The 19,786-nt window shown below is 63.9% G+C and carries 19 protein-coding genes and 1 pseudogene; 3 read left to right on the top strand and 17 right to left on the bottom strand.

Annotation, left to right across the window (positions count from 1 at the left end; all coding sequences use genetic code 11):
* Positions 1-15: 15 nt before the first annotated feature.
* Together CWO89_RS22475 and CWO89_RS22480 are read right to left on the bottom strand one after the other, a co-directional pair.
* Entirely contained in the window at positions 16-330 is a 315-nt protein-coding gene (locus CWO89_RS22475) for a hypothetical protein (RefSeq protein ID WP_130580926.1), read from the bottom strand.
* A 110-nt stretch (positions 331-440) separates the two neighbouring features.
* Positions 441-1,973: an acyl-CoA carboxylase subunit beta gene (locus CWO89_RS22480; RefSeq protein WP_130580927.1), complete on the bottom strand. Its 1,533-nt coding sequence runs from the start codon at positions 1,971-1,973 to the stop codon at positions 441-443.
* Between the two features lie 146 nt (positions 1,974-2,119).
* Here CWO89_RS22480 and CWO89_RS22485 point away from each other — a divergent pair, with 146 nt between their 5' ends.
* On the top strand, positions 2,120-2,530 hold the full coding sequence (locus tag CWO89_RS22485; RefSeq protein ID WP_130580928.1) for a DUF4260 domain-containing protein: 411 nt from the start codon (positions 2,120-2,122) through the stop codon (positions 2,528-2,530).
* A 106-nt stretch (positions 2,531-2,636) separates the two neighbouring features.
* On the opposite strand, the gene CWO89_RS22490 is transcribed toward CWO89_RS22485, so the two are convergent.
* From CWO89_RS22490 to CWO89_RS22520, 6 genes and pseudogenes are all read right to left on the bottom strand, one after another.
* Positions 2,637-3,290, bottom strand: coding sequence for a carboxymuconolactone decarboxylase family protein (locus CWO89_RS22490; RefSeq protein ID WP_130580929.1), 654 nt, complete (start codon positions 3,288-3,290; stop codon positions 2,637-2,639).
* A gap of 87 nt (positions 3,291-3,377) precedes the next feature.
* Positions 3,378-4,196, bottom strand: coding sequence for a class D beta-lactamase (blaOXA, locus tag CWO89_RS22495; RefSeq protein WP_130580930.1), 819 nt, complete (start codon positions 4,194-4,196; stop codon positions 3,378-3,380).
* Positions 4,197-4,265: 69 nt separating this feature from the next.
* A complete protein-coding gene (locus CWO89_RS22500; RefSeq protein WP_130580931.1) occupies positions 4,266-4,532 on the bottom strand; it encodes an EscU/YscU/HrcU family type III secretion system export apparatus switch protein in 267 nt (88 codons plus the stop codon).
* 111 nt (positions 4,533-4,643) lie between these two features.
* Positions 4,644-6,065 (bottom strand): annotated as a pseudogene (gene fliK / locus CWO89_RS22505) (flagellar hook-length control protein FliK); the annotation flags it as partial.
* Between the two features lie 88 nt (positions 6,066-6,153).
* On the bottom strand, positions 6,154-6,927 hold the full coding sequence (locus CWO89_RS22510; protein WP_130580932.1) for an ATP12 family chaperone protein: 774 nt from the start codon (positions 6,925-6,927) through the stop codon (positions 6,154-6,156).
* 595 nt (positions 6,928-7,522) lie between these two features.
* Positions 7,523-8,728 (bottom strand): RluA family pseudouridine synthase, encoded by a 1,206-nt coding sequence (locus CWO89_RS22520; RefSeq protein ID WP_130580934.1) that lies wholly within the window; start codon positions 8,726-8,728, stop codon positions 7,523-7,525.
* A gap of 317 nt (positions 8,729-9,045) precedes the next feature.
* Between CWO89_RS22520 and CWO89_RS22525 the strand changes: the two genes are divergently transcribed.
* A complete protein-coding gene (locus CWO89_RS22525) occupies positions 9,046-9,846 on the top strand; it encodes an LON peptidase substrate-binding domain-containing protein (RefSeq protein WP_130580935.1) in 801 nt (266 codons plus the stop codon).
* A 21-nt stretch (positions 9,847-9,867) separates the two neighbouring features.
* Here CWO89_RS22525 and CWO89_RS22530 read toward each other — a convergent pair whose 3' ends face one another.
* From CWO89_RS22530 to CWO89_RS22540, 3 genes are all read right to left on the bottom strand, one after another.
* A complete protein-coding gene (locus tag CWO89_RS22530) occupies positions 9,868-11,205 on the bottom strand; it encodes a replication-associated recombination protein A (RefSeq protein ID WP_130580936.1) in 1,338 nt (445 codons plus the stop codon).
* Positions 11,202-12,593, bottom strand: a complete 1,392-nt coding sequence (locus CWO89_RS22535) for a DegQ family serine endoprotease (RefSeq protein ID WP_130580937.1) — start codon at positions 12,591-12,593, stop codon at positions 11,202-11,204. The genes CWO89_RS22530 and CWO89_RS22535 overlap by 4 nt, the downstream gene beginning before the upstream one ends.
* 69 nt (positions 12,594-12,662) lie before the next feature.
* Entirely contained in the window at positions 12,663-13,040 is a 378-nt protein-coding gene (locus CWO89_RS22540; RefSeq protein ID WP_130580938.1) for a winged helix-turn-helix transcriptional regulator, read from the bottom strand.
* A 111-nt stretch (positions 13,041-13,151) separates the two neighbouring features.
* On the opposite strand from CWO89_RS22540, the gene CWO89_RS22545 reads away from it, so the two are divergent.
* Positions 13,152-14,165 carry a zinc-binding alcohol dehydrogenase family protein gene (locus CWO89_RS22545; protein WP_130580939.1) on the top strand — a complete coding sequence of 338 codons (1,014 nt, stop codon included), beginning with the start codon at positions 13,152-13,154 and terminating at the stop codon, positions 14,163-14,165.
* 42 nt (positions 14,166-14,207) lie between these two features.
* Here the strand turns inward: CWO89_RS22545 and CWO89_RS22550 are convergent, their stop codons facing one another.
* From CWO89_RS22550 to rpsM, 6 genes are all read right to left on the bottom strand, one after another.
* A complete protein-coding gene (locus CWO89_RS22550; protein ID WP_130580940.1) occupies positions 14,208-15,536 on the bottom strand; it encodes a chloride channel protein in 1,329 nt (442 codons plus the stop codon).
* Between the two features lie 249 nt (positions 15,537-15,785).
* A complete protein-coding gene (locus tag CWO89_RS22555; RefSeq protein WP_130580941.1) occupies positions 15,786-16,577 on the bottom strand; it encodes an SDR family NAD(P)-dependent oxidoreductase in 792 nt (263 codons plus the stop codon).
* A 282-nt stretch (positions 16,578-16,859) separates the two neighbouring features.
* Entirely contained in the window at positions 16,860-17,276 is a 417-nt protein-coding gene (gene rplQ, locus CWO89_RS22560) for a 50S ribosomal protein L17 (protein ID WP_130580942.1), read from the bottom strand.
* Positions 17,277-17,416: 140 nt separating this feature from the next.
* Positions 17,417-18,460, bottom strand: coding sequence for a DNA-directed RNA polymerase subunit alpha (locus tag CWO89_RS22565; RefSeq protein ID WP_207234542.1), 1,044 nt, complete (start codon positions 18,458-18,460; stop codon positions 17,417-17,419).
* A gap of 99 nt (positions 18,461-18,559) precedes the next feature.
* Entirely contained in the window at positions 18,560-18,949 is a 390-nt protein-coding gene (rpsK, locus tag CWO89_RS22570) for a 30S ribosomal protein S11 (protein WP_006021048.1), read from the bottom strand.
* Positions 18,950-19,063: 114 nt separating this feature from the next.
* On the bottom strand, positions 19,064-19,432 hold the full coding sequence (gene rpsM, locus CWO89_RS22575) for a 30S ribosomal protein S13 (protein WP_130580944.1): 369 nt from the start codon (positions 19,430-19,432) through the stop codon (positions 19,064-19,066).
* Positions 19,433-19,786 lie beyond the last annotated feature (354 nt).

Here is a 19,786-nt window from a genome sequence, read left to right on the forward strand (position 1 = left end):
CGCGCGGCGCTGAGGTTACGCCACAACCTCTTCCGCCAACACCAGCACCTCGCGCGTGCGCGTGACATCAGGCCAATCGCGGTTGAAGTCGGCGATCAGCCGCTTCATCTCCTCGCCATTGACCGCGCGATCGAGCGAGGTCTGGTCGGCAAACTGATACGTCGCCAGATGCTGCGACGGATCCGTCGCGCTCCAGTGCCGCCACGCCTTCTGCGCCCGGAACGATTTCAGCGCATCCGGCAAATGCTCGCGCGAATACCATGCGTCAAACGCGGCGCGTTTCGCAGGGTCGGTAACGGTCGAACGGACGATGAAAAGCGCAGTAGGCATGTCGCTTCCTCCGTACATTTGTAGGGCGGACTAGCGAAGCGTAATCCGCCGCAACATAACCGCAAGGAGGGATGGCGGGTTACGCTTCGCTAACCCGCCCTACGGCATCCCTACAACGGCAAATTGTCGTGCTTCTTTGCGGGGATCTCGACCTTCTTGTCCTTGAGCATCGCGAGTGCCCGCGCGATCCGGCGCCGCGTCGAATGCGGCATGATGACGTCGTCGATATAGCCGCGCTCGGCGGCGATGAAGGGGGAGAGGAAGCGGTCTTCGTATTCCTTGGTGCGGGCGGCGATCTTGTCTGGATCGCCGATGTCGGAGCGGAAGATGATCTCGACCGCGCCCTTGGCGCCCATCACCGCGATCTGCGCGGTCGGCCAGGCATAGTTCATGTCAGCGCCGATCTCCTTCGAGGCCATGACGTCGAAGGCACCGCCATAGGCCTTGCGGGTGATGATGGTGACGAGCGGCACCGTGCATTGCGAATAGGCGAACAACAGTTTTGCGCCGTGCTTGATCAGGCCGCCATATTCCTGCGCGGTGCCGGGCAGGAAGCCGGGCACGTCGACGAAGGTGACGATCGGGATGTTGAAGGCATCGCAAAAACGAACAAAGCGCGCGGCCTTGCGCGACGCATCGCTGTCGAGCACGCCGGCGAGCACCATCGGCTGGTTGGCGACAAAGCCCACCGTGCGGCCCGCGATGCGGCCGAATCCGGTGACGATGTTCTTGGCGAACGTCTCGGAGATCTCGAAGAAGTCGCCCTCGTCAACGACCTTCAGGATCAATTCCATCATGTCATAGGGCTTGTTCGGATTATCGGGGATCAGCGTGTCCAGGGACATGTCGACCCGGCCGATATCGTCGAAGCTCGGCCATTCCGGCACGCCGTCGGTGTTGTTCGAGGGCAGGAAGTCGATCAGCCGACGCATCTGCAACAGCGCGTCGACGTCGTTCTCGAACGCGCCGTCGGCGATCGAGGAGCGCGTCGCGTGCACCGAGGCGCCGCCGAGCTCCTCGGCGGTCACCACTTCGTTGGTCACGGTCTTCACCACATCAGGACCAGTCACGAACATGTAGCTCGTGTTCTTCACCATGAAGATGAAGTCGGTCATGGCAGGCGAATAGACGTCACCGCCGGCGCAGGGGCCCATGATGACGGAAATCTGCGGGATCACGCCGGAGGCGATGACGTTGCGGCGGAACACGTAGGAATAGCCCGCCAGCGCCGCGACGCCCTCCTGGATCCGCGCGCCGCCGGCGTCATAGAGGCCGATGATCGGGGCCCTCGCCTTCATCGCCATATCCTGCAGCTTGGTGATCTTCAGCGCATGCGTTTCCGACAGCGAGCCGCCGAACACGGTAAAATCCTTGGCGAAGACGAAGGTCTTGCGGCCGTTAACGGTGCCCCATCCGGTGACGACGCCGTCGCCGGGAACCTTGGACTTCTCCATGCCGAATTCGGTCGAGCGGTGCTCGACGAACATGTCGAATTCCTCGAACGAGCCCTTGTCCAGGAGCAGCTCGATGCGCTCCCGCGCCGTCAGCTTGCCGCGGGCATGCTGTGCCTCGATGCGCTTGATGCCGCCGCCCAGCTTGGCGCCGGCGCGCCGCTCTTCGAGGGTGTCGAGGATATCTTTCATTTGCTTCCGCCCGCATTAGCTAGTGATTGGCTGCTGGAACCCGCGCGGGGTTCTAACACGGCATTTTCTGAACCGGAAACCACCTTCTTGCCCCGAATCCCGGGCACGGGCGGTACTTGGATCAGCGCAAATTTGGGGAGGAAACCATGGATAACACCACAGCCGAGGCCGGCTCGGTCACCGGCGGCGTGCGCCTATTGCTCAGGCTGGAGGGGCTGACGCTGTTTGTGGGCATGACGGTGCTGTACGCGATGTGGGGCGGCTCGTGGTGGGTCTATGCGATCCTGTTCCTGGCGCCCGATTTGAGCTTTGCCGGCTATGTCATTGGCCCCAAGGAGGGCGCGGTCATCTACAATGCCGCCCACAGCTACATGGCGCCCGTGGCCCTGATGACCGCGGGCTTTGCGACCGCCGAGCCGCTGGTGCTCTCGATCGCAATGATCTGGCTCGCCCATATCGGCATCGACCGCGCGCTCGGCTACGGACTGAAATATCAGGCAGGATTCGGCTTCACCCATATGGGACGGATCGGAAAGGCGAAGTCGCCTCAGGCTTGATAATCGACGGCCGGGACAATCCCGGCCATTCCTTCGTTCGCTGACGCCGGCAAAGCGTGGATGCGGCCGGCGTCAGGCACAGGAGGCGTTGCAAGCCGCGGCTCCGTCACTCCCCCACCTTGAACGGCTCCTCCTTGCCGGGCGGCACGGTCTCCACCGCCATGGCAAGCATCATCGCGACCATGACATAGTTGCCGGCGACCGCGGTCAAATCCACGATCTGCTGATCGTTGAACACCTTCTTCGCCCGCGCATAGGTCTCGTCCGATACCTTCTTGGTGGTGGTCAGCTCAGTGACGAAATCATAGACCGCGGCCTCATCCTCGGCCATGTTTGACGGCCGCTTGTTGGCTTGCAGCTCGGCAATGATATCGCCCGACAGGCCGGCCTTGGCCGCGAGCGGCGCGTGCGCGAACCATTCGACTTGCGAGCGCCATTGCTGACCAATGATCAGGATTGCAAACTCATTGAGCTTGGTCGGCACCGAGGTCTGCCAGCGCAAATAATAGAACAGGTCGAACAGCCGCTGGCCGAGCACGGGACTGCGGATCATCGGGTTGTAGGGGCCGCCGATGCCGACGCTCGAGACCTTCATGATCTGCTCGCCCAGCGGTCGCTGCTTTTCGTCGAGCTGGTCCATAGTGAGCTGCGGGAAGCGCGGCTCCTTGCTGGTCGCCGGCGCGGCAAACATCGTGGCCGCGAACCAGCCGCCGGCGGCGGCAAGTGTGAGCGACGAGAGCCAGATTGAAGCCGAATGCATGGTTTCCTCCGCATGATTTTTCATTGTACGGAGATGTTAGTCCGGCATCGATTTGCGCACCAGCCAGTGCGGGCGCGCATCAGCCCATCAATACGCCACGATGTCGGCGAGGCATTGCTGCGTCACGGTCATGCGGGCGGCGATGTGGCTCTCGTTCTTACAGTCCATGTTCATCGCGAACACGGTGACGGAGGACCCCTTCTCGACCCAGCCGACCAGCCAGCCGAGCGAGGGCTTGCCGATTTCGGCGCCGACGAGGCCGCTCTTGGCGCGGATGGTGGCGTCGCCGACCTTGGTCACGGGGAGGATGTCGCGCGTCAGCTCCTGGGCGCGCTTGGAGACCGGCAACGTGCCGCGCCGCAGGCGGTCCACGAAATCGATTTGCTGGACCGGATCGATGCGCAGGTTTCCCGTCAGCCAGAACTGGTCGATGCCGCCGCCGATGTCTTGGTTGCCGTATTCGAGCAGATCGAGATATTTCTTCATCCGCTCTTCGCCGATGCGCCGCGCGATCTCCTGATAGACCGGCACGGCGGAAACGGCGATCGCCGAGCGCAGCGTATGGTCCTTGTTCCAGGCCTCGACGCTGCGCGTCACGCCGTCCCACTTGAACACGTCCTTGTCAGGGTCTTCGACCACGCCGGTATCCAGCGCGATGACCGAATTCGGGATCTTGAAGGTCGAGGCCGGCAATTTGCCCTCGCTCGACCTTCGCTTGTCGCTGGCGATGATCAGGTAATCGTCGACCTTGTAGGCGACGAAGGTCCCCTCGGTGCCGAGCTCGAAGAAGCGCCGCGCCAGGCTGTCGCGAAACTCGTTGCGCTGGTAGGACACGTTGGCGAGGCTGCGGGTCGGCAGAACGGACGCGGCGGTGAGGAGACCGAGCGCTTGGCGGCGATTGATCACGGCTGAACCTGGATGGGTTGAGGAGCAGACCATGATGGATGCCATCGTGATGAAACGATGGCAAGAACCTTACCGGGCGCGGCCCGACAGGCGGAGCACGAACACCAGAACTTCCGCAACGGCCTTGTAGAGCTCGACCGGGATCTCGTCGCCGAGCTCGACATTGGAAAGTGCGCCCGCCAGGACCTCGTTCTCCTCGATCGGGATGTCGTGGGCTCTTGCGAGCTCGATGATCTTGGCGCCGATCGCGCCCCTGCCCTTGGCAACCACCGTCGGCGCGCCGCTGTGGTCGTAATGCAGGGCGACCGCGAGCTGGCTCTTGGTCTCGACGCTCATAGCGCGCGGTCCAGGAAATGGCCGGCGCGAGCCGGTGCTGCCTGCGGCGCGCGCGTCCTGGATCACGATGTCGCCGGGCAGAAGCTCGGCCCGGCTCAGCGCCTGGCTCAACTGCGGCACGCTGGCGCGAAGCTGCGCGGCGGTCGCCGGGCGTTCCGCCCACATCCGCACCGAAGTCTGGTCGCCGATGAGTGAGATCAGCGCATGGATCGGGCCTGCCGGTTCGACATCGAGCGAGAAACGCGCCCGCCAGATGCGCTTGGCAGCCTCGGCCTCAACACCGCCGCCGCCGTCACGGGAAATCTCGAACTGCGCCATCGCCGTGCCTTGCGGCGTTGCGAACGGGATTTCGAAATGCCAGCGCGGCGACGAGGTGTCGATCTGCTGATGCGCGGGATCGATGCGGTCCGGCAGAGACGCCACCTGCAACAGCGTCTGCCGCGCCAACGCGGCATCGGTGTCGCCAAGCAGATGATGCGCCGCGGCGGCGAGCCGCATATCCGGCGCGACCGATGGCGAGGCGACGGGCTGGGCGGTGGGAAGCGCGCCTCGGAACGGCGGTGCCGGCGTATTGGTGTGGACGGTAACATCGGCGGCGATGTCAGTCGGACGCGCGGAATTGCCGAGTTCCTGCAGCAGATTCAGCGTCGCACCGGCGGAGGAGCCGGCATTTGACGTGCCCCGGCCGATGGTGCCGGGCATCACGAGATCGTCGGCGACCGGAACGCGCGCCTGCGGCAGCAGGATTTCCTCGACCTCGAGATCGGATGGCGCGAGATTTTGGGTGAGCGCGGGATGTGCCGCGGCCTGTCCCGCGGCGGTGGAGGCCGGCGGCGCGGCATTCGCCGTGCCGAGCGACGACAGCAGGGTCTGCCGCAGCACGATCAGGGCGGCCTTCAGATCGGGAACGCCCGCGGCCGGCGATGCGGTGCCGGCGGCCAGCGCCGCCTCGAAGAACAGGCCGGAGCGCTCGAACGCATTCTTGATATCGCCGCCGTCAAGGTTCTGGTCGAGCCGGGTTTGCTGCGTCAGCACCTGCGCAATCGCCTGCTGCAGCCTTGGCGGCAGGTTACCCGCGGCAGCCAATGCGCCGAGATTGGCAAACAACGGCGCCAGGCTCTGCTGCACCGTCGCCGCATTTTGCGCGGCGTTGGCGACAGCCGCGCGCTCCACCGGCGTAAGGACGTTCTTGGGCTGGGCCGTCGTCGAGGGATTGGCGGTGGCGAGCTGCGCGTCGGGCGATAGCGTCACCGCGTCGTCAGCGGCGGCATCGCCCTGCCCGAGCATCGCAAGACGGATCCCGTCCTTGGTCTGGGATACCGCGAGCTGCAGCGCCTGCCCCTCCTTCAAGGGAACTTCCGAGAGCACGTCGATCGACAGGCTCGAGATCGCGATCCGGACCAGGTCGGCGGAGAGCACCTTCAGCACCTGCGCATTGATCACGCTGCCCGGCTGCAGCACGAGATCGGGTGCGACGCTGCCCACCTCCTTGGCGGAAAGCACCGGCAGCACGGGATTGATGGTCAGCGCCATGTCGGAGGGTCTCGGCTGGAAGGCTAGAGCCTACCTCCGCGCCGTAAACCTCCCGTTAACTTAGCGGTGGCGGTTGCGCCAAAGGAACTTAGTTCAGCGTCTTCAGGATGCTGGCGGCCGCGTTGAAATCGACCAGCCGTGCGGCGCGGCGCGCGGCGACCTCCTCGTCCAAGCCCCACTGCTCGATGTTCCAGTCCTCGTCGACATGGGCGGCGGTCCAGATTTGCGCCGCGTCCCGAAAACCGTGGGTCAAGGCCAGCGCAAGCAACGCCGAGCCGGTGAGCGTCGTCACCACATGCAGCGCGGCCACCGACCATGGATCGCTCGGAAACGCCTCGCGCGCGGCTTGGATCGCGCTTTCCGGCTGGGCGACGTGCACGATGCCTTCCGCGAGGATGAAATGCGCGCCGAGCGTATCCGCGGCCCAAAACAGGATCGGATCCCAATGCTCGGCCTCGCGGGCGACCAGCGCCTCTGGACGGCCGGCGCGATAGAACAACAGATCCGAGCCGAGATATTTTGCGGCGTCGTCAGCGACCACGTCGACGCGACCAACCACGCCCTCGATCACGCTGTTGGCAAAGCGCGTCAGCGGCATGGTCAGCGGATCGATCATCTCTCCTTGCGCGTTCCACTCGGCAGCGACGGCGTCCGCGATTGCGCACGACGGCACCGTCACCTTCTTTCCCGATGGCGTACGGATCGGCCTGCCGTCGAGCGTCACGGCAAAGCCGCCGTCCTCCTCGGCGACATCGGCGCGGCCATAGAACCGCTTGCGCTGCGGCGCGCGCACGTTGCGACGCGCCGCCTCCTGCGGATCTAGCGGGGATTGTCCCGCCGCTTCATCGAACAATTCGCGCATGTCTTCGCAAGCTTCCGTTGGGGTTCGTCTGCTCACAGGATAAGTCAGGCGTCGGGGCAAATAAAGCCGACGAGATCAAAGATCGTTGTGGGCACCGCAGCCGTTGCCGCCCCCCGTCATTGCGAGCGAAGCGAAGCAATCCATTTCGCCACTTGCGGAGACGTGGATTGCTTCGTCGCTTCGCTCCTCGCAATGACGACTGAGAGACCTGCTCTTCAGTCAGTTCAGGCCTCAGTCACGTGCGGCGCAACTGCGCGAATAGGCGGCGCGATCGGCGGGATCGAGGCCGGCAGCCGCGCCCTCGTCGAGACAGCTTCTGACACGGTCACCGAACGATCGGCGGGTCGACGCGCGGGGACTTGGCAATCGGGGCAACTGAGATTCTGGTTCTCCGCGCATCATCGGGGTCGTCGGCGCCACGATCTTCGGTGGCGGCGGCGGTGCAGGAGGGGGCGGAAAAAGGTTCGGGTTAGTGCCAGGCGCGATGAACTGTGCCGACGCCGCGGGCGCGGCAAGCAGCAAGGCAAGGGTGAGTGCAAGCGCTGAATATCTCATGATGGATATGTCGGAACGCTCCTTTGAAACCGCAAATAAATTATTCCTCGGGCGCGTTCTCGATCGGGTCGAACCGGCTGGTGTCGAGCCCTAGCAGGTTCCAGGATTGCTGCATATGCGGCGGCAACGGTGCGGTGACGTCGATGACCCCGCCGCGCGGATGCGGAATCACGATGCGCCGCGCGAGCAGATGCAGCCTGTTCTGCAACCCGCCCGGAAGTTCCCAATTCTCCCGATTGAAATATTTGGGATCGCCCACGATCGCGTGACCAATATGCGCCATATGCGCGCGCAACTGGTGGGTACGTCCCGTGACCGGCTTCAGCGATACCCACCCTAGCTTCTGCGCAGCGGTTTCGACCACCGCGTAGTAGGTGACGGCGTGGCTTGCGCCCTCATCGCCATGGGCAGCGATCCGCATGATAGTGTCGTCCTCGCCTTCCTCCTTCGCAAGATAGGTCGAAATGCGGCCCTGCTTCGGTTTGGGCACGCCCGCCACCAACGCCCAATAGATTTTGCGCGCCGAGCGCGAACGAAACGCGCCGGTGAGTTGCGTCGCGGCAAAGCGCGTCTTCGCAACCAAAAGGCAGCCCGAGGTTTCCTTGTCGATCCGGTGCACCAGGCGCGGCTTCTGGCCCTTGGCGTCGCGCATCACTTCCAGCATCTGATCGACATGGCGCGTAGTGCCGGAACCGCCCTGCACGGCAAGCCCGGCGGGCTTGTTCAGCACCAGCACGTCGGCGTCCTCGAACAGCGTCATCTCCTTCAGCGCGGCAAGCGTCTTCGTCGCGGCCTCGGAGAGCTGACCAACCACCTTCGGGGCATCGAGCTTCAGCGGTGGGATGCGTACGCTCTGTCCCTCCTCCAACCGGTCCTTGCTGTCGGCGCGCTTGCCGTTGACGCGCAGCTCGCCCTTTCGAACGATGCGCTGGATATGAGAGAACGACAGCCCGGGAAACCGCGCCTCGAGAAACCGGTCGACGCGCATGTTGTTCTCGTCCGCGGTCACGGTGACGGTCTGGACTTTTGTCGGCAACGGCAGCTCGGCGGCAGCTTTCGCGGGCTCTGCTGCAACGGGCGGGGCCGATTTCTCCCGCCGCGGCTGGGCAAAGCGCGGCGGCTTTGCGCCCGCGCGATGCATCGGCGGCCGATCGCCCTCGTGACGATTGCGAAAGGGCCGCGCGCCCTTCGGGCGATCACCACGATCGCCCGATTTTGACAATGGTCTCTTGACGCGGCGGCTCATGCTGTTTTGGCTCCAGAGGTCGGGTGTTGCGTAGCGCAAATGCGGCTGGCCGTCACGGCGAAATCACCGCAAATCCCGCGCAAAACCTCCAAAAGGTGACGTCGGTTTGACGAGACGCGTGCAACAAGCCACCTATACTCGTTGACAGTGTCGGGAACGCCATGCATATTTTCCGCGGGTGGATACGACCCGCTGCTTGCGCCCGAACAGGGTATGGTGAACGTATCGAGCCGCTTCCGGCTTCCTTTGCCCCGGCGAACGAGTCAGCAACGCAAGCACCTGACGATTTCTCGTTCGCTTACAGCAGAGGACGATCCATGCGCGATTTCCGCGATGCCAAGGCCATGGCGCAGACGCTGCGCGATGCGCTCAAAGCCAAATCAATATCCGTCAGCCACAGCGGGAGCCTTGAACTGGTCGCCAGGACCTTGGGCTTTCACGACTGGAACGTGCTGTCGGCGGCCATCCAGTCCAGCCAGCCGGTTGCCGCCCAGGGAAAGGGTCCCCCTGCCCCATCGCTCAACGGCGGCACGGTGATCCCCGTCGCGCCGATGCGGGACATCGTGTTCTTCCCGCAGTTGATCTCACCGATCTTCGTCGGACGCGAGAAGACGCGGCGCGCAATCGAAAGCGCGGCCGCCAATGATGGGCGCATCGTCGTGATTACGCAGCGACGGGCCGAAGACGACGACCCAAATTTCGACGCGCTTTATTCGGTCGGCGTCGTCGCCGATATCATGAACCGCGTCGAGTTGCCGAACGGAAACCAGAAGGTACGGGTTTCCTGCGGCAAGCGCGTCGCTGTCGTCAGACCCGCAGAAGCCGACTTCCTCGCGGCCGAGGTCGTGCCGCTCGACGAGGTGCGCGCGCTCGACACGGAGGCTTTCGCGCTGACGGGTGAGATCTTCGAGGCGTATCGGAGCTCCACCAACACGGTGCCGCCGCAATCGCTCTACCGCTATGCCGGCGAGCCGGGCGTGCTTGCCGATGTCGTCGTCCAGCTCCTGGAGGTCGGCGTCGAAAGGATGCAGCAGGTCCTGGAAATCCGGGACGTGGTCGCAAGGCTCGAAACCATCCTCGGCTGGATGCGTGCCGGGCCGCCGGCCCAGGCGAGCTAGTGATTTGAGAGCCGGGGCGGTCTACGTCACGTCCCGCTCCTTCCTGAGCCTTGCCCAATAGTCCAGCCGCTTGCGGATTTCGCGCTCGAAGCCGCGGTCGGGCGGATCGTAAAAGGTCTGGCGGCCCAGGGCTTCCGGAAAGTAGTCCTGCCCGGAGAAGGCGTCGGGCGCATCGTGGTCGTATTGGTAGCCGGAGCCATAGCCTTCCGACTTCATCAATTTGGTCGGGGAGTTCAGGATGTGCTTGGGCGGCAGCAGGGAGCCGCCCTGCTTTGCCACCTGCTTCGCCGCGGCAAATGCGGTGTAGACGGCATTCGATTTCGGCGCGGTGGCGACATAGACCACGGCCTGCGCGATCGCGAGCTCGCCCTCAGGCGAGCCGAGGAAGTCATAAGCGTCCTTGGCGGCATTGGCGATCACCAGCGCCTGCGGATCGGCAAGGCCGATATCCTCCACCGCCATGCGCACCACGCGCCGCGCCAGGAACAGCGGGTCCTCCCCGGCATCGAGCATGCGCGCGAAATAATACAACGCCGCATCCGGATCGGAGCCGCGCACCGATTTATGCAGCGCCGAGATCAGGTTGTAATGGCCGTCGGCGGACTTGTCGTAGATCGGCGCGCGGCGCTGCAGGATGTCTTGCAATTGGGCGGGGGTGAAAACCTCATCCTTGCGCGCGGAGCGCCAGACTTCTTCGGCGAGCGTCAGCGCGGCGCGGCCGTCGCCGTCGGCCATCCGCACCAGCACGGCGCGCGCCTCCGCATCCAGCGGCAGCTTCCTGCCCTCGACCTCTTCAGCATGCGCGTAGAGCTTTTCGATCGCTTCGGTATCGAGCGAATGGAACACCAGCACGCGCGCCCGCGACAGGAGCGCGGCGTTGAGCTCGAAGGACGGATTTTCGGTGGTGGCGCCGACCAAAACCACCGTGCCGTCTTCCATCACGGGCAGGAAGGAATCCTGCTGCGCGCGGTTGAAGCGATGGACCTCGTCGACGAACAACAGCGTGCCCTTGCCGGTCTCGCGCCGCGCACGCGCCGCGTCGAACGCCTTCTTCAAATCGGCGACACCAGAAAATACCGCGGAAATCTGCTCGAAATGCAGATCGGTCGCGTCGGCCAGAAGCCGCGCCACCGTGGTCTTGCCGGTGCCCGGCGGCCCCCAGAAGATCAGCGAACCCAGCGTGCGCGTCTCCAGCATGCGCGTCAGCGCCCCATCGGGGCCGAGGATATGGTCCTGCCCGACGACATCGGAAAGTTTTCGCGGCCGCAGACGATCGGGCAGCGGATGCGGCGCATCCTGCTCCATCCCTGCCGCGGCAAAGAGGTTGGTGGAGGATTCGTGCTGGCGCTTCGCGCTCATCCGCCGAGGGTCACGTTGATCTGCTGGCCGCCGCGCACCAGCGTGATCCGCCAGATCCGTGACGCCGCTTTCGAGGCCTTCTCGAGATCGCCGGTGCGCGCGATCTTCTGGTTGTTGACGGCAAGGATGATATCGCCCTTCTGGAAGCCGACATTGGCGGCCGTGCCGTCGTCGGCGAGGTCGGTGACGACGACGCCTTCGACCCCGGCATCGAGATGCAATTCGTCCGCGAGCGCCGGCGAGATATTTGCCACCTTGGCACCCTGGAATGGCGAGCGCGCGGTCAGCACGATCTCGTCACGTCCCGTATCGGGCGCGGTCTCCAGCGGCACGGTGAGCTTGATGGTCTTGCCGCCACGCTGCACGTCGATCTGGGCGGAGCCGCCGAGCGGACGGGTCGCAAAACGGTAGTCGAAGGCGTTGGGATCATCGATGGTCTGGCCATCGATCGCAACGATCAAGTCCGACGGCTTCAGCCCCGCATGCGCCGCCGGGCTGTTCGGCGCGACGTTCGCGACCAGTGCGCCGTTTGGCAGCTTCAGCCCGAGCGTCTCGGCGATGTCAGGCGTCACCGCCTGCAGCCGCGCGCCGAGCCATGGCCGCTTCACCGCCTTGCCGCCGCTCTTGGCGGACGCCACCACCACGCGCACCATGTTGGCGGGAATCGCAAAGCCGATGCCCTGCGAACCGCCGGAGCGCGAAAAGATCGCGGTGTTGATGCCGGCGAGCCGCCCGGTCATGTCGACCAGCGCGCCGCCGGAATTGCCGGGATTGATGGCCGCATCGGTCTGGATGAAGAACTGGTAGTCGGTGATGCCGACTTGCGTACGCGCGAGCGCCGAGATGATGCCATGCGTCACGGTCTGGCCGACGCCGAAGGGATTGCCGATCGCGAGCACGACATCGCCGACCAGGAGTTCGTCGGAATTGGCGAAATCAAGCGTCGCGAATTTCTCTTTCGCGTCCTTTATGCGCAGCACCGCGAGGTCGGTGCGGCTGTCCTTGAGCACGATCTCAGCCTCGAACTCGCGTTTGTCGGCGAGCGAGATCTTCACCTGGTCGGCGCCCTCGATGACGTGGTTGTTGGTGACGACGAGGCCGGAGGGATCGACCATCACGCCGGAGCCGAGCGAGCGCTGCATCTGCTCGGGCTGGCCGGGCACGCCGAAGAAGCGGCGGAAGATCGGGTCATCCAGGAACGGATTGCGGGTCTGCACGGTCTTGGCGGCGTAGACGTTGACGACCGCCGGCTGTACGCGCTGCACGATCGGCGCATAGGACAGTTTCAGCTCGGCCGGCGAGGACGGCACGCGCCGGTCCTGCGCCAGCGCCGGTGTCGCGGCGGCGGCTGAAATCAACAACACGGCGGCTAAGCGAATCAGCGTCATGTAAAGTTCCCGGGAATTCGTCGTCTTGATATAGGCGTGAGCCAGCGGTGAGAGAAGCGATTGCTTGCTTCAGGCGGCGGTCTGCGCCGCCTCGATGGGATCGGGCGCGGGCGCACAGGACAGCCGCGCCCGGTGAGTCTCGCCCCATTGCTTGAGGATCTCGATCACCGGCCGCAGGCTCTCGCCGATTTCGGACACGGTGTATTCGACCCGTGGCGGCACCTCGGCGTAGACCTTGCGGATGATGAGCTTGTCCTCCTCGAGCGCGCGAAGCTGCTTGGTCAGCATGCGCTGGGTGATGCCGGGCATCCGCCGCCGCAACTCGCCGAACCGCTGCGTGCCGGACAACAGATGGAACAGGATGACCCCCTTCCATTTGCCATCGATCAGGTCGAGCGTCGCCTCGACCGCGCAGCCCGGCCGATGGGCAAAATTTCGCCGTTTCATGGGGCTTTCTTCCAATAGTATCCAAACAGGGACTAGTTCCCTGAATTTACCGTACTTGCCAACTGGGCGCCAGCGCGAGAGTTAGATCGCAACCAGACAAGGGAGAAGGCAATGAAGGCCGTCGGATACAAGAAATCCCTGCCGATCGAGGATGCGGAATCGCTGTTCGATTTCGATGCCGCAAGACCGGAACCCAAGGGGCGCGACATCCGCGTCGCGGTCAAGGCGATCTCCGCCAATCCCGTCGATTACAAGGTGCGCAAGCGCGCAGCTCCGCCCGAGGGCGAGGTCAAGATTTTGGGCTTCGACGCAGCCGGCGTGGTCGACGCTGTCGGCCCCGACGTCAGCCTGTTCAAGCGAGGGGACGAGGTCTTCTATGCGGGCTCGATCCTGCGCCAGGGCACCAATTCGGAATTCCATCTGGTCGATGAGCGCATCGTCGGCGCGAAGCCGAAGACGCTGTCGTTTGCGCAGGCCGCTGCCCTGCCCCTGACCTCGATCACGGCGTGGGAATTGCTGTTCGACCGGCTCGGCGCCGCACCCGGCAAGAGCCTCGATCCACGTACGCTCCTGATCGTCGGCGCCGCCGGCGGCGTCGGCTCGATCCTGATCCAGCTCGCGCGGCGGCTGACCGGCCTGACGGTGGTCGCGACCGCGACGCGGCCGGAGTCGCAGAAATGGTGCCTAGAGCTCGGCGCGCATGCCGTGGTCGATCATGGCAAGCCGATGAAGGAGCAGATCGAGAAACTGAGGCTGCCGCCGGTCGGCCTCGTCGCCAGCCTCACCTTCACCGACCAGCACTACAAGGCGATCGCCGATTTCATGGCGCCGCAGGGCAAGTTCGGCCTGATCGACGATCCGCCGGAATTCAATGTCAGTGCATTCAAGGGCAAGGCGATCTCGGTACACTGGGAATCGATGTTCACGCGCTCCTCGTTCCAGACCCCGGACATGATCGCGCAGCATCATTTGCTGAACGATGTCGCCGATCTCATCGACAAGGGCGTGCTGCGCACCACGCTCGCCGAGACGTTCGGCACCATCAACGCAGCCAATCTGAAGCGGGCGCACGCCCTGCTCGAGAGCGGCAAGTCGCGCGGCAAGATCGTGCTGGAGGGGTGGTAGACCCGACTGCATGCGGGCGCGCCTGGTGCGCGCCCGCTCGTGTCACGCCTGAACTGGTGGACGCGCCGCTTCGGTAGGCGGCGTTGACCGCTCGATGAAGCCTTTGGCGAGCGCGTGGTAAATTCCTTCCTCGCAAACCAATCGCGAGGTGCCGTAGGCAATCAATGCGGCGGTCATCAGCGGCACCACCATGGTGTGATCCCCGGTCATCTCGGTCACGATGACGAACGCCGTGATGGGGGCTTGCACGACACCGGCGAAATACGAGACCATGCCGAGCAGCATGATCGCCGCCAAAGGCGCTCCGTGAAAGAAGGACGCCACGTTCGAGCCAAGTCCAGCGCCTACCGCCAGCGATGGCGAAAAGATGCCGCCGGGAATGCCGCTGATGGCTGCCAAGGCAGTGGCCAGGAACTTCAGGAACCCGAAGCTCTCAGGCAACGGTGCGCCGCTCTCGAGTGCATCCTTCACTTGCGAGTAGCCTGTGCCATAGACCGTGTCGCCGGACCCCAGTCCACAGAGCGCAACCGCCAGGCCGCACAGTGCTGCAAATGGCACTGAATGGCGTCGAATCGCCTGTCCCACGAACCCCCGAAACCCGCGCGCCACGGTAATGACGATGCGACTGAACAGGCCGCCCATCAAACCGCCGACGACTCCGCAGACGGGAATTGCGAGCCAGTCGATGCCGCGGTTCAACGTCACCGCGCTCGTACCGAAATAGTCATAATTGCCCATCAGCGCGAGCGACGTCAGGCCCGCAGCAATGACGGCCGCGATAATCAAGCTGCTGGTGCGCGTTTCGAAAGCGCGGCTCATCTCCTCGATGCCAAACACGATGCCCGCGAGCGGCGTGTTGAAGGCAGCGGCAACACCGGCCGCGGCACCGGCCAGGATCAATCCCGGCTGCCGCCGCGGCGACACCCGTCCGATTGCGAACATGATGGACGCACCGACCTGGACCGTTGGTCCTTCGCGGCCGATCGAAGCACCGCATAGCAAGCCAAAGAGGGTCAGGATGATCTTTCCGACCGCGATACGTATGGATACGAGCCGTTCCCTCGCCTGCTGGTTGGTGAGATGACGCGCGGCGATCGCCTGCGGAATGCCGCTGCCCTGGGCGTTCGGAAACAGCCTGGCCGTGAGCAACGCCGACAGCCCAAAGCCGATCGGCGTGACAAGAAGCGATGCATAACGCGATTTGGACAGCAGCATCGCGAAGGCCTGCTGCGCCAGATCGGAGAGCTGGGCCAGCAGCACCGCGGCCGCGCCAACAACGACGCCGCCGAGCAGAAAGATCGCACGTCGCTGCCAGCGCGCCGAGGTGATCTTAACCAGCCGCTGATGGCGGGTGGACAGGGTCAGCTTCATGAAACTGTTCTACGCAATCCGCGCCTCCGAAAAAAGCGCGGATCCGTGGGGTGGGTAAAGCGCAGCGTGCCCACCGTCTAACGCCGTGATCGTGATGGTGGGCAAGCTGCGCTTTGCCCACCCCACAATTGAGCCCGCGCCCCCTCCCTCGTCATTGCGAGGAGCGACAGCGACGAAGCAATCCACGCCTCAGCAAGCGGTACTATGGATTGCTTCGCTTACACTCGCAATGACGGAGCGCGAGCCGCCTCAGATGGTGTTGATGATACCCCCTTCGACGCGGAGTGCCGCCCCGTTGGTCGCGGAGGCCTCTTTCGAAGAAACATAGACCACCATGTTGGCGATCTCGTCGACGCTGGCGAAGCGCTGCAGGAGCGAGGTCGGGCGGTGCTGCTTGACGAAGTTCGCCACCGCCTCGTCCTCAGGCTCTCCGTTCTGCCTGGCGAGATCCTTGACGAAGGTGTCCACGCCTTCCGACAGGGTCGGGCCCGGCAGAACGGAATTGACGGTCACCGCGGTGCCGCGAGTGAGCTCAGCGAGCCCGCGCGAAATCGAAAGCTGGGCGGTCTTGGTCATGCCGTACTGGATCATTTCCTTCGGAATGCTCAGCGCGGACTCGGAGGCGATGAAGACGATGCGGCCCCAGTTGCGCTTCAGCATGCCCTGCATATAGCCGCGCGACAGGCGCACGCCCGACATCACATTGACCTCGAAGAAGCGGGTCCAGTCCTCGTCGGGGATTTCGAAGAAGTTCTTCGGCTCGAAGATGCCAGCATTGTTGATGAGGATGTCGACCTCGGGTTGTGCCGATAGCAGCGCCTTGCATCCGGCCGCTGTGGAAACGTCGGCGGCGATGCCGCGAACCTTGGCGCCTGCGACCGCCTTCTGAGTCGCAGCAACGGCGGCATCGATCTTGGGCTGGCTGCGGCCGTTGACGATCACTTCCGCGCCGGTTGCCGCCAAGCCACGGGCAATGGCCAGCCCGATGCCCGCAGTCGAGCCCGTGACGAGCGCGGTTTTTCCCGAAAGATCGATCTTCATGTTGTATCTCCGTAAATTCGATCACGGAGATATCGGGAGCCCGAGATACGGACGCAATTGCCGGATGCAGCATGGCTGACGTCGCGCCAACGTATCCGTGCAAAAATGAAAAGCGAGGCCGAACAGAATTGTAGGGTGGGCAAAGGCGCGTCAGCGCCGTGCCCACCATTCACACTCCGCTCGTGATGGTGGGCACGCTACGCTTTGCCCACCCTACACTCGGAAATGAAAAAGCGGCGCTCGATGGCGCCGCTTTCACAAACCTTCAGGATCGAAGCAGGCTTACGCCGCCTCGGCTTCCTTTTCCTGCACCGGGCCGGAATCCTGGCCCTTGGCGTCGACATCGCGGTCGACGAACTCGATCACGGCCATCGCGGCATTGTCGCCATAGCGGAAGCCGGCCTTGATGATGCGGGTGTAGCCGCCCTGGCGGTCCTTGTAGCGGGTCGCCAGCGTGTCGAAGAGCTTCTTGACCATGTCGACGTCGCGCAGTTCCGAGATCGCCTGGCGGCGCAGCGCCAGCCCGCCCTTCTTGCCGAGCGTGACCAGCTTCTCGACGATCGGGCGCAGCTCCTTGGCCTTCGGCAGCGTGGTCACGATCTGCTCGTGCTTGATCAGGGCCGCAGCCATGTTGGCGAACATCGCGCGCCGATGCTCGGCCGTGCGATTGAGCTTCCGATGAACCTTTCCGTGACGCATGATCTATTCCTTTTCGATTGTCACGACGGCTCGTCGGACATGTTTCTCAGGTGGGCTTCCTGCGTTCGCCCAGGATGGTGAGTAGCCAATGGTGAATAACGAGTGGTTTTCCACTCGCTATTCGCCACTTCATATTTCGCTCAGTAATGATCCTCGAAGCGCTTGGCGAGCTCGTCGATGTTCTCCGGCGGCCAGCCCGGCACTTCCATGCCGAGATGCAGCCCCATCTGGGCCAGCACTTCCTTGATCTCGTTCAGCGACTTGCGGCCGAAGTTCGGGGTGCGGAGCATTTCCGCTTCGGACTTCTGCACGAGATCGCCGATATAGACGATGTTGTCGTTCTTCAGGCAGTTGGCCGAACGCACCGACAGTTCGAGCTCGTCGACCTTCTTGAGGAACGCCGGGTTGAAGGCGAGATCGGGGATGATCTCCTGCGCGACTTCCTTGCGCGGCTCCTCGAAATTGACGAACACGTTGAGCTGATCCTGCAGGATACGCGCGGCATAGGCCACCGAGTCATCCGGCGTGATCGCGCCGTTGGTCTCGATCGTCATCGTCAGCTTGTCGTAGTCGAGAATCTGGCCCTCGCGGGTGTTCTCGACCTTGTAGGAGACCTTGCGCACCGGCGAGAACAGGCTGTCGACCGGGATCAGGCCGATCGGCGCGTCCTCAGGACGGTTGCGCTCGGCGGGCACATAGCCCTTGCCAGTCGCGACCGTGAACTCCATGCGGATCTCGGCACCGTCGTCCAGGGTGCAGAGCACGAGATCCGGATTGAGCACCACGACGTCGCCGACGGTCTGGATGTCGCCGGCGGTGACGACGCCCGGACCCTGCTTCTTCACGACCATCCGCTTGGGGCCTTCGCCCTGCATCTTGATCGAGATGTCCTTGATGTTGAGGACGATGTCGGTAACGTCCTCACGGACGCCCGCGATCGAAGAGAACTCGTGCAGCACGCCGTCGATATGCACCGACTGCACCGCAGCGCCCTGCAGCGAGGACAACAGGATGCGGCGCAACGCGTTGCCGAGCGTCTGGCCGAAGCCGCGCTCGAGCGGCTCGGCGACAATGGTCGCAAACCGCGCGGCATCGGAGCCGGCCGTCACCTGCAGCTTGTTCGGTCGAATAAGTTCCTGCCAATTCTTCTGGATCGTCACTGTGTCACCCGTGGTGAAGTCGATTTGGGCCAGTCGACATCAACTTACTGGCGTCGCGGATTAGTCCGCGCGGTCAATTCCAAAAACAATCGCGAGACGGCAAAGCCGCCCCGCGACCAACCATCAGACGCGCCGGCGCTTGCGCGGACGGCAGCCATTGTGCGGGATCGTCGTCACGTCGCGGATCGAGGTAACGGTGAAGCCCGCAGCCTGCAGCGCGCGGAGCGCCGACTCACGGCCCGAACCGGGGCCGGCAACTTCGACTTCCAGCGTGCGCATGCCATGCTCCTGCGCCTTCTTGGAAACGTCCTCCGCCGCAACCTGCGCGGCATACGGGGTCGACTTGCGCGACCCCTTGAAACCCATCGTGCCGGCGGAAGACCAGGCAATGGTGTTGCCCTGCGCGTCGGTGATGGTGATCGTGGTGTTGTTGAACGACGAATTCACATGCGCGATGCCGGAGGCGATGTTCTTGCGTTCGCGGCGGCGTACGCGGGTGGCTTCCTTGCCCATTCCAAACCTTTCCTGTGATCTCAACGCCGCCGTAATGCCAGCGGCTACACCTCAAAAGGCGAATGGCGCATGGCGAATGATTCTCTTCGCCACCGCCAATCGCTATTCGCAAACTTACTTCTTCTTGCCGGCGATCGCCTTGGCCGGCCCCTTGCGCGTGCGCGCATTGGTGTGGGTGCGCTGGCCGCGCACCGGCAGGCCACGGCGATGGCGCAGGCCGCGATAGCAGCCGAGGTCCATCAGCCGCTTGATGTTGATGCCGACCTCGCGCCGAAGGTCGCCCTCGACGACATAGTCGCGGTCGATCACTTCGCGAATCTGCAGCACTTCCTGGTCGGTGAGCTGGCTGACGCGACGGTCCAGCGGGATCTTGACCTTCTCCACGATGTCGGCTGCGTTCTTCTGGCCGATGCCATGGATGTACTGAAGCGCGATCAGCACGCGCTTGTTGGTTGGAATATTCACGCCGGCAATACGGGCCACGGCCTTCTCTCCTGTCGCCGATCCCCTGGGATCGGTGCTTCCTAGATCTCTGCTATCTCGGGCAGGTGTCCACAAACGCGAACACGACGCCCTCCCCTCGTTCCTTCGGGGCCCGGCATCGTCATAAAACTATCCGACTTGGATGCGAGGCTTATTAAAGGATTCATGTCGGTTTCGTCAACCGCTCCTAGCGCTTAGCTCGCTTTTTCGTGAGCTTTTTTGCGGGCCGCTTAGCGGCCTGCCTTACCGTCTTCTTGGCCTTGCCGACGCCCCTGGCCTTGGCCGCCTTGGAGACCGCTTTGCGGGCCTTCCGGGCGGAGGTGGCGGCCTTTTTGGTTCCCTTGCCGGCCCCTC

The organism is Bradyrhizobium sp. Leo170 (assembly GCF_004296405.1).
GTDB lineage: Bacteria > Pseudomonadota > Alphaproteobacteria > Rhizobiales > Xanthobacteraceae > Bradyrhizobium.

Bases quoted from the DNA above. Each gene is read 5' to 3' on its own strand.
- CWO89_RS22475 (WP_130580926.1), bottom strand. From the start codon at position 330: ATGCCTACTGCGCTTTTCATCGTCCGTTCGACCGTTACCGACCCTGCG.
- CWO89_RS22480 (WP_130580927.1), bottom strand. From the start codon at position 1,973: ATGAAAGATATCCTCGACACCCTCGAAGAGCGGCGCGCCGGCGCCAAG.
- CWO89_RS22485 (WP_130580928.1), top strand. From the start codon at position 2,120: ATGGATAACACCACAGCCGAGGCCGGCTCGGTCACCGGCGGCGTGCGC.
- CWO89_RS22490 (WP_130580929.1), bottom strand. From the start codon at position 3,290: ATGCATTCGGCTTCAATCTGGCTCTCGTCGCTCACACTTGCCGCCGCC.
- CWO89_RS22500 (WP_130580931.1), bottom strand. From the start codon at position 4,532: ATGAGCGTCGAGACCAAGAGCCAGCTCGCGGTCGCCCTGCATTACGAC.
- CWO89_RS22510 (WP_130580932.1), bottom strand. From the start codon at position 6,927: ATGCGCGAATTGTTCGATGAAGCGGCGGGACAATCCCCGCTAGATCCG.
- CWO89_RS22520 (WP_130580934.1), bottom strand. From the start codon at position 8,728: ATGAGCCGCCGCGTCAAGAGACCATTGTCAAAATCGGGCGATCGTGGT.
- CWO89_RS22525 (WP_130580935.1), top strand. From the start codon at position 9,046: ATGCGCGATTTCCGCGATGCCAAGGCCATGGCGCAGACGCTGCGCGAT.
- CWO89_RS22530 (WP_130580936.1), bottom strand. From the start codon at position 11,205: ATGAGCGCGAAGCGCCAGCACGAATCCTCCACCAACCTCTTTGCCGCG.
- CWO89_RS22535 (WP_130580937.1), bottom strand. From the start codon at position 12,593: ATGACGCTGATTCGCTTAGCCGCCGTGTTGTTGATTTCAGCCGCCGCC.
- CWO89_RS22540 (WP_130580938.1), bottom strand. From the start codon at position 13,040: ATGAAACGGCGAAATTTTGCCCATCGGCCGGGCTGCGCGGTCGAGGCG.
- CWO89_RS22545 (WP_130580939.1), top strand. From the start codon at position 13,152: ATGAAGGCCGTCGGATACAAGAAATCCCTGCCGATCGAGGATGCGGAA.
- CWO89_RS22550 (WP_130580940.1), bottom strand. From the start codon at position 15,536: ATGAAGCTGACCCTGTCCACCCGCCATCAGCGGCTGGTTAAGATCACC.
- CWO89_RS22555 (WP_130580941.1), bottom strand. From the start codon at position 16,577: ATGAAGATCGATCTTTCGGGAAAAACCGCGCTCGTCACGGGCTCGACT.
- rplQ (WP_130580942.1), bottom strand. From the start codon at position 17,276: ATGCGTCACGGAAAGGTTCATCGGAAGCTCAATCGCACGGCCGAGCAT.
- rpsK (WP_006021048.1), bottom strand. From the start codon at position 18,949: ATGGGCAAGGAAGCCACCCGCGTACGCCGCCGCGAACGCAAGAACATC.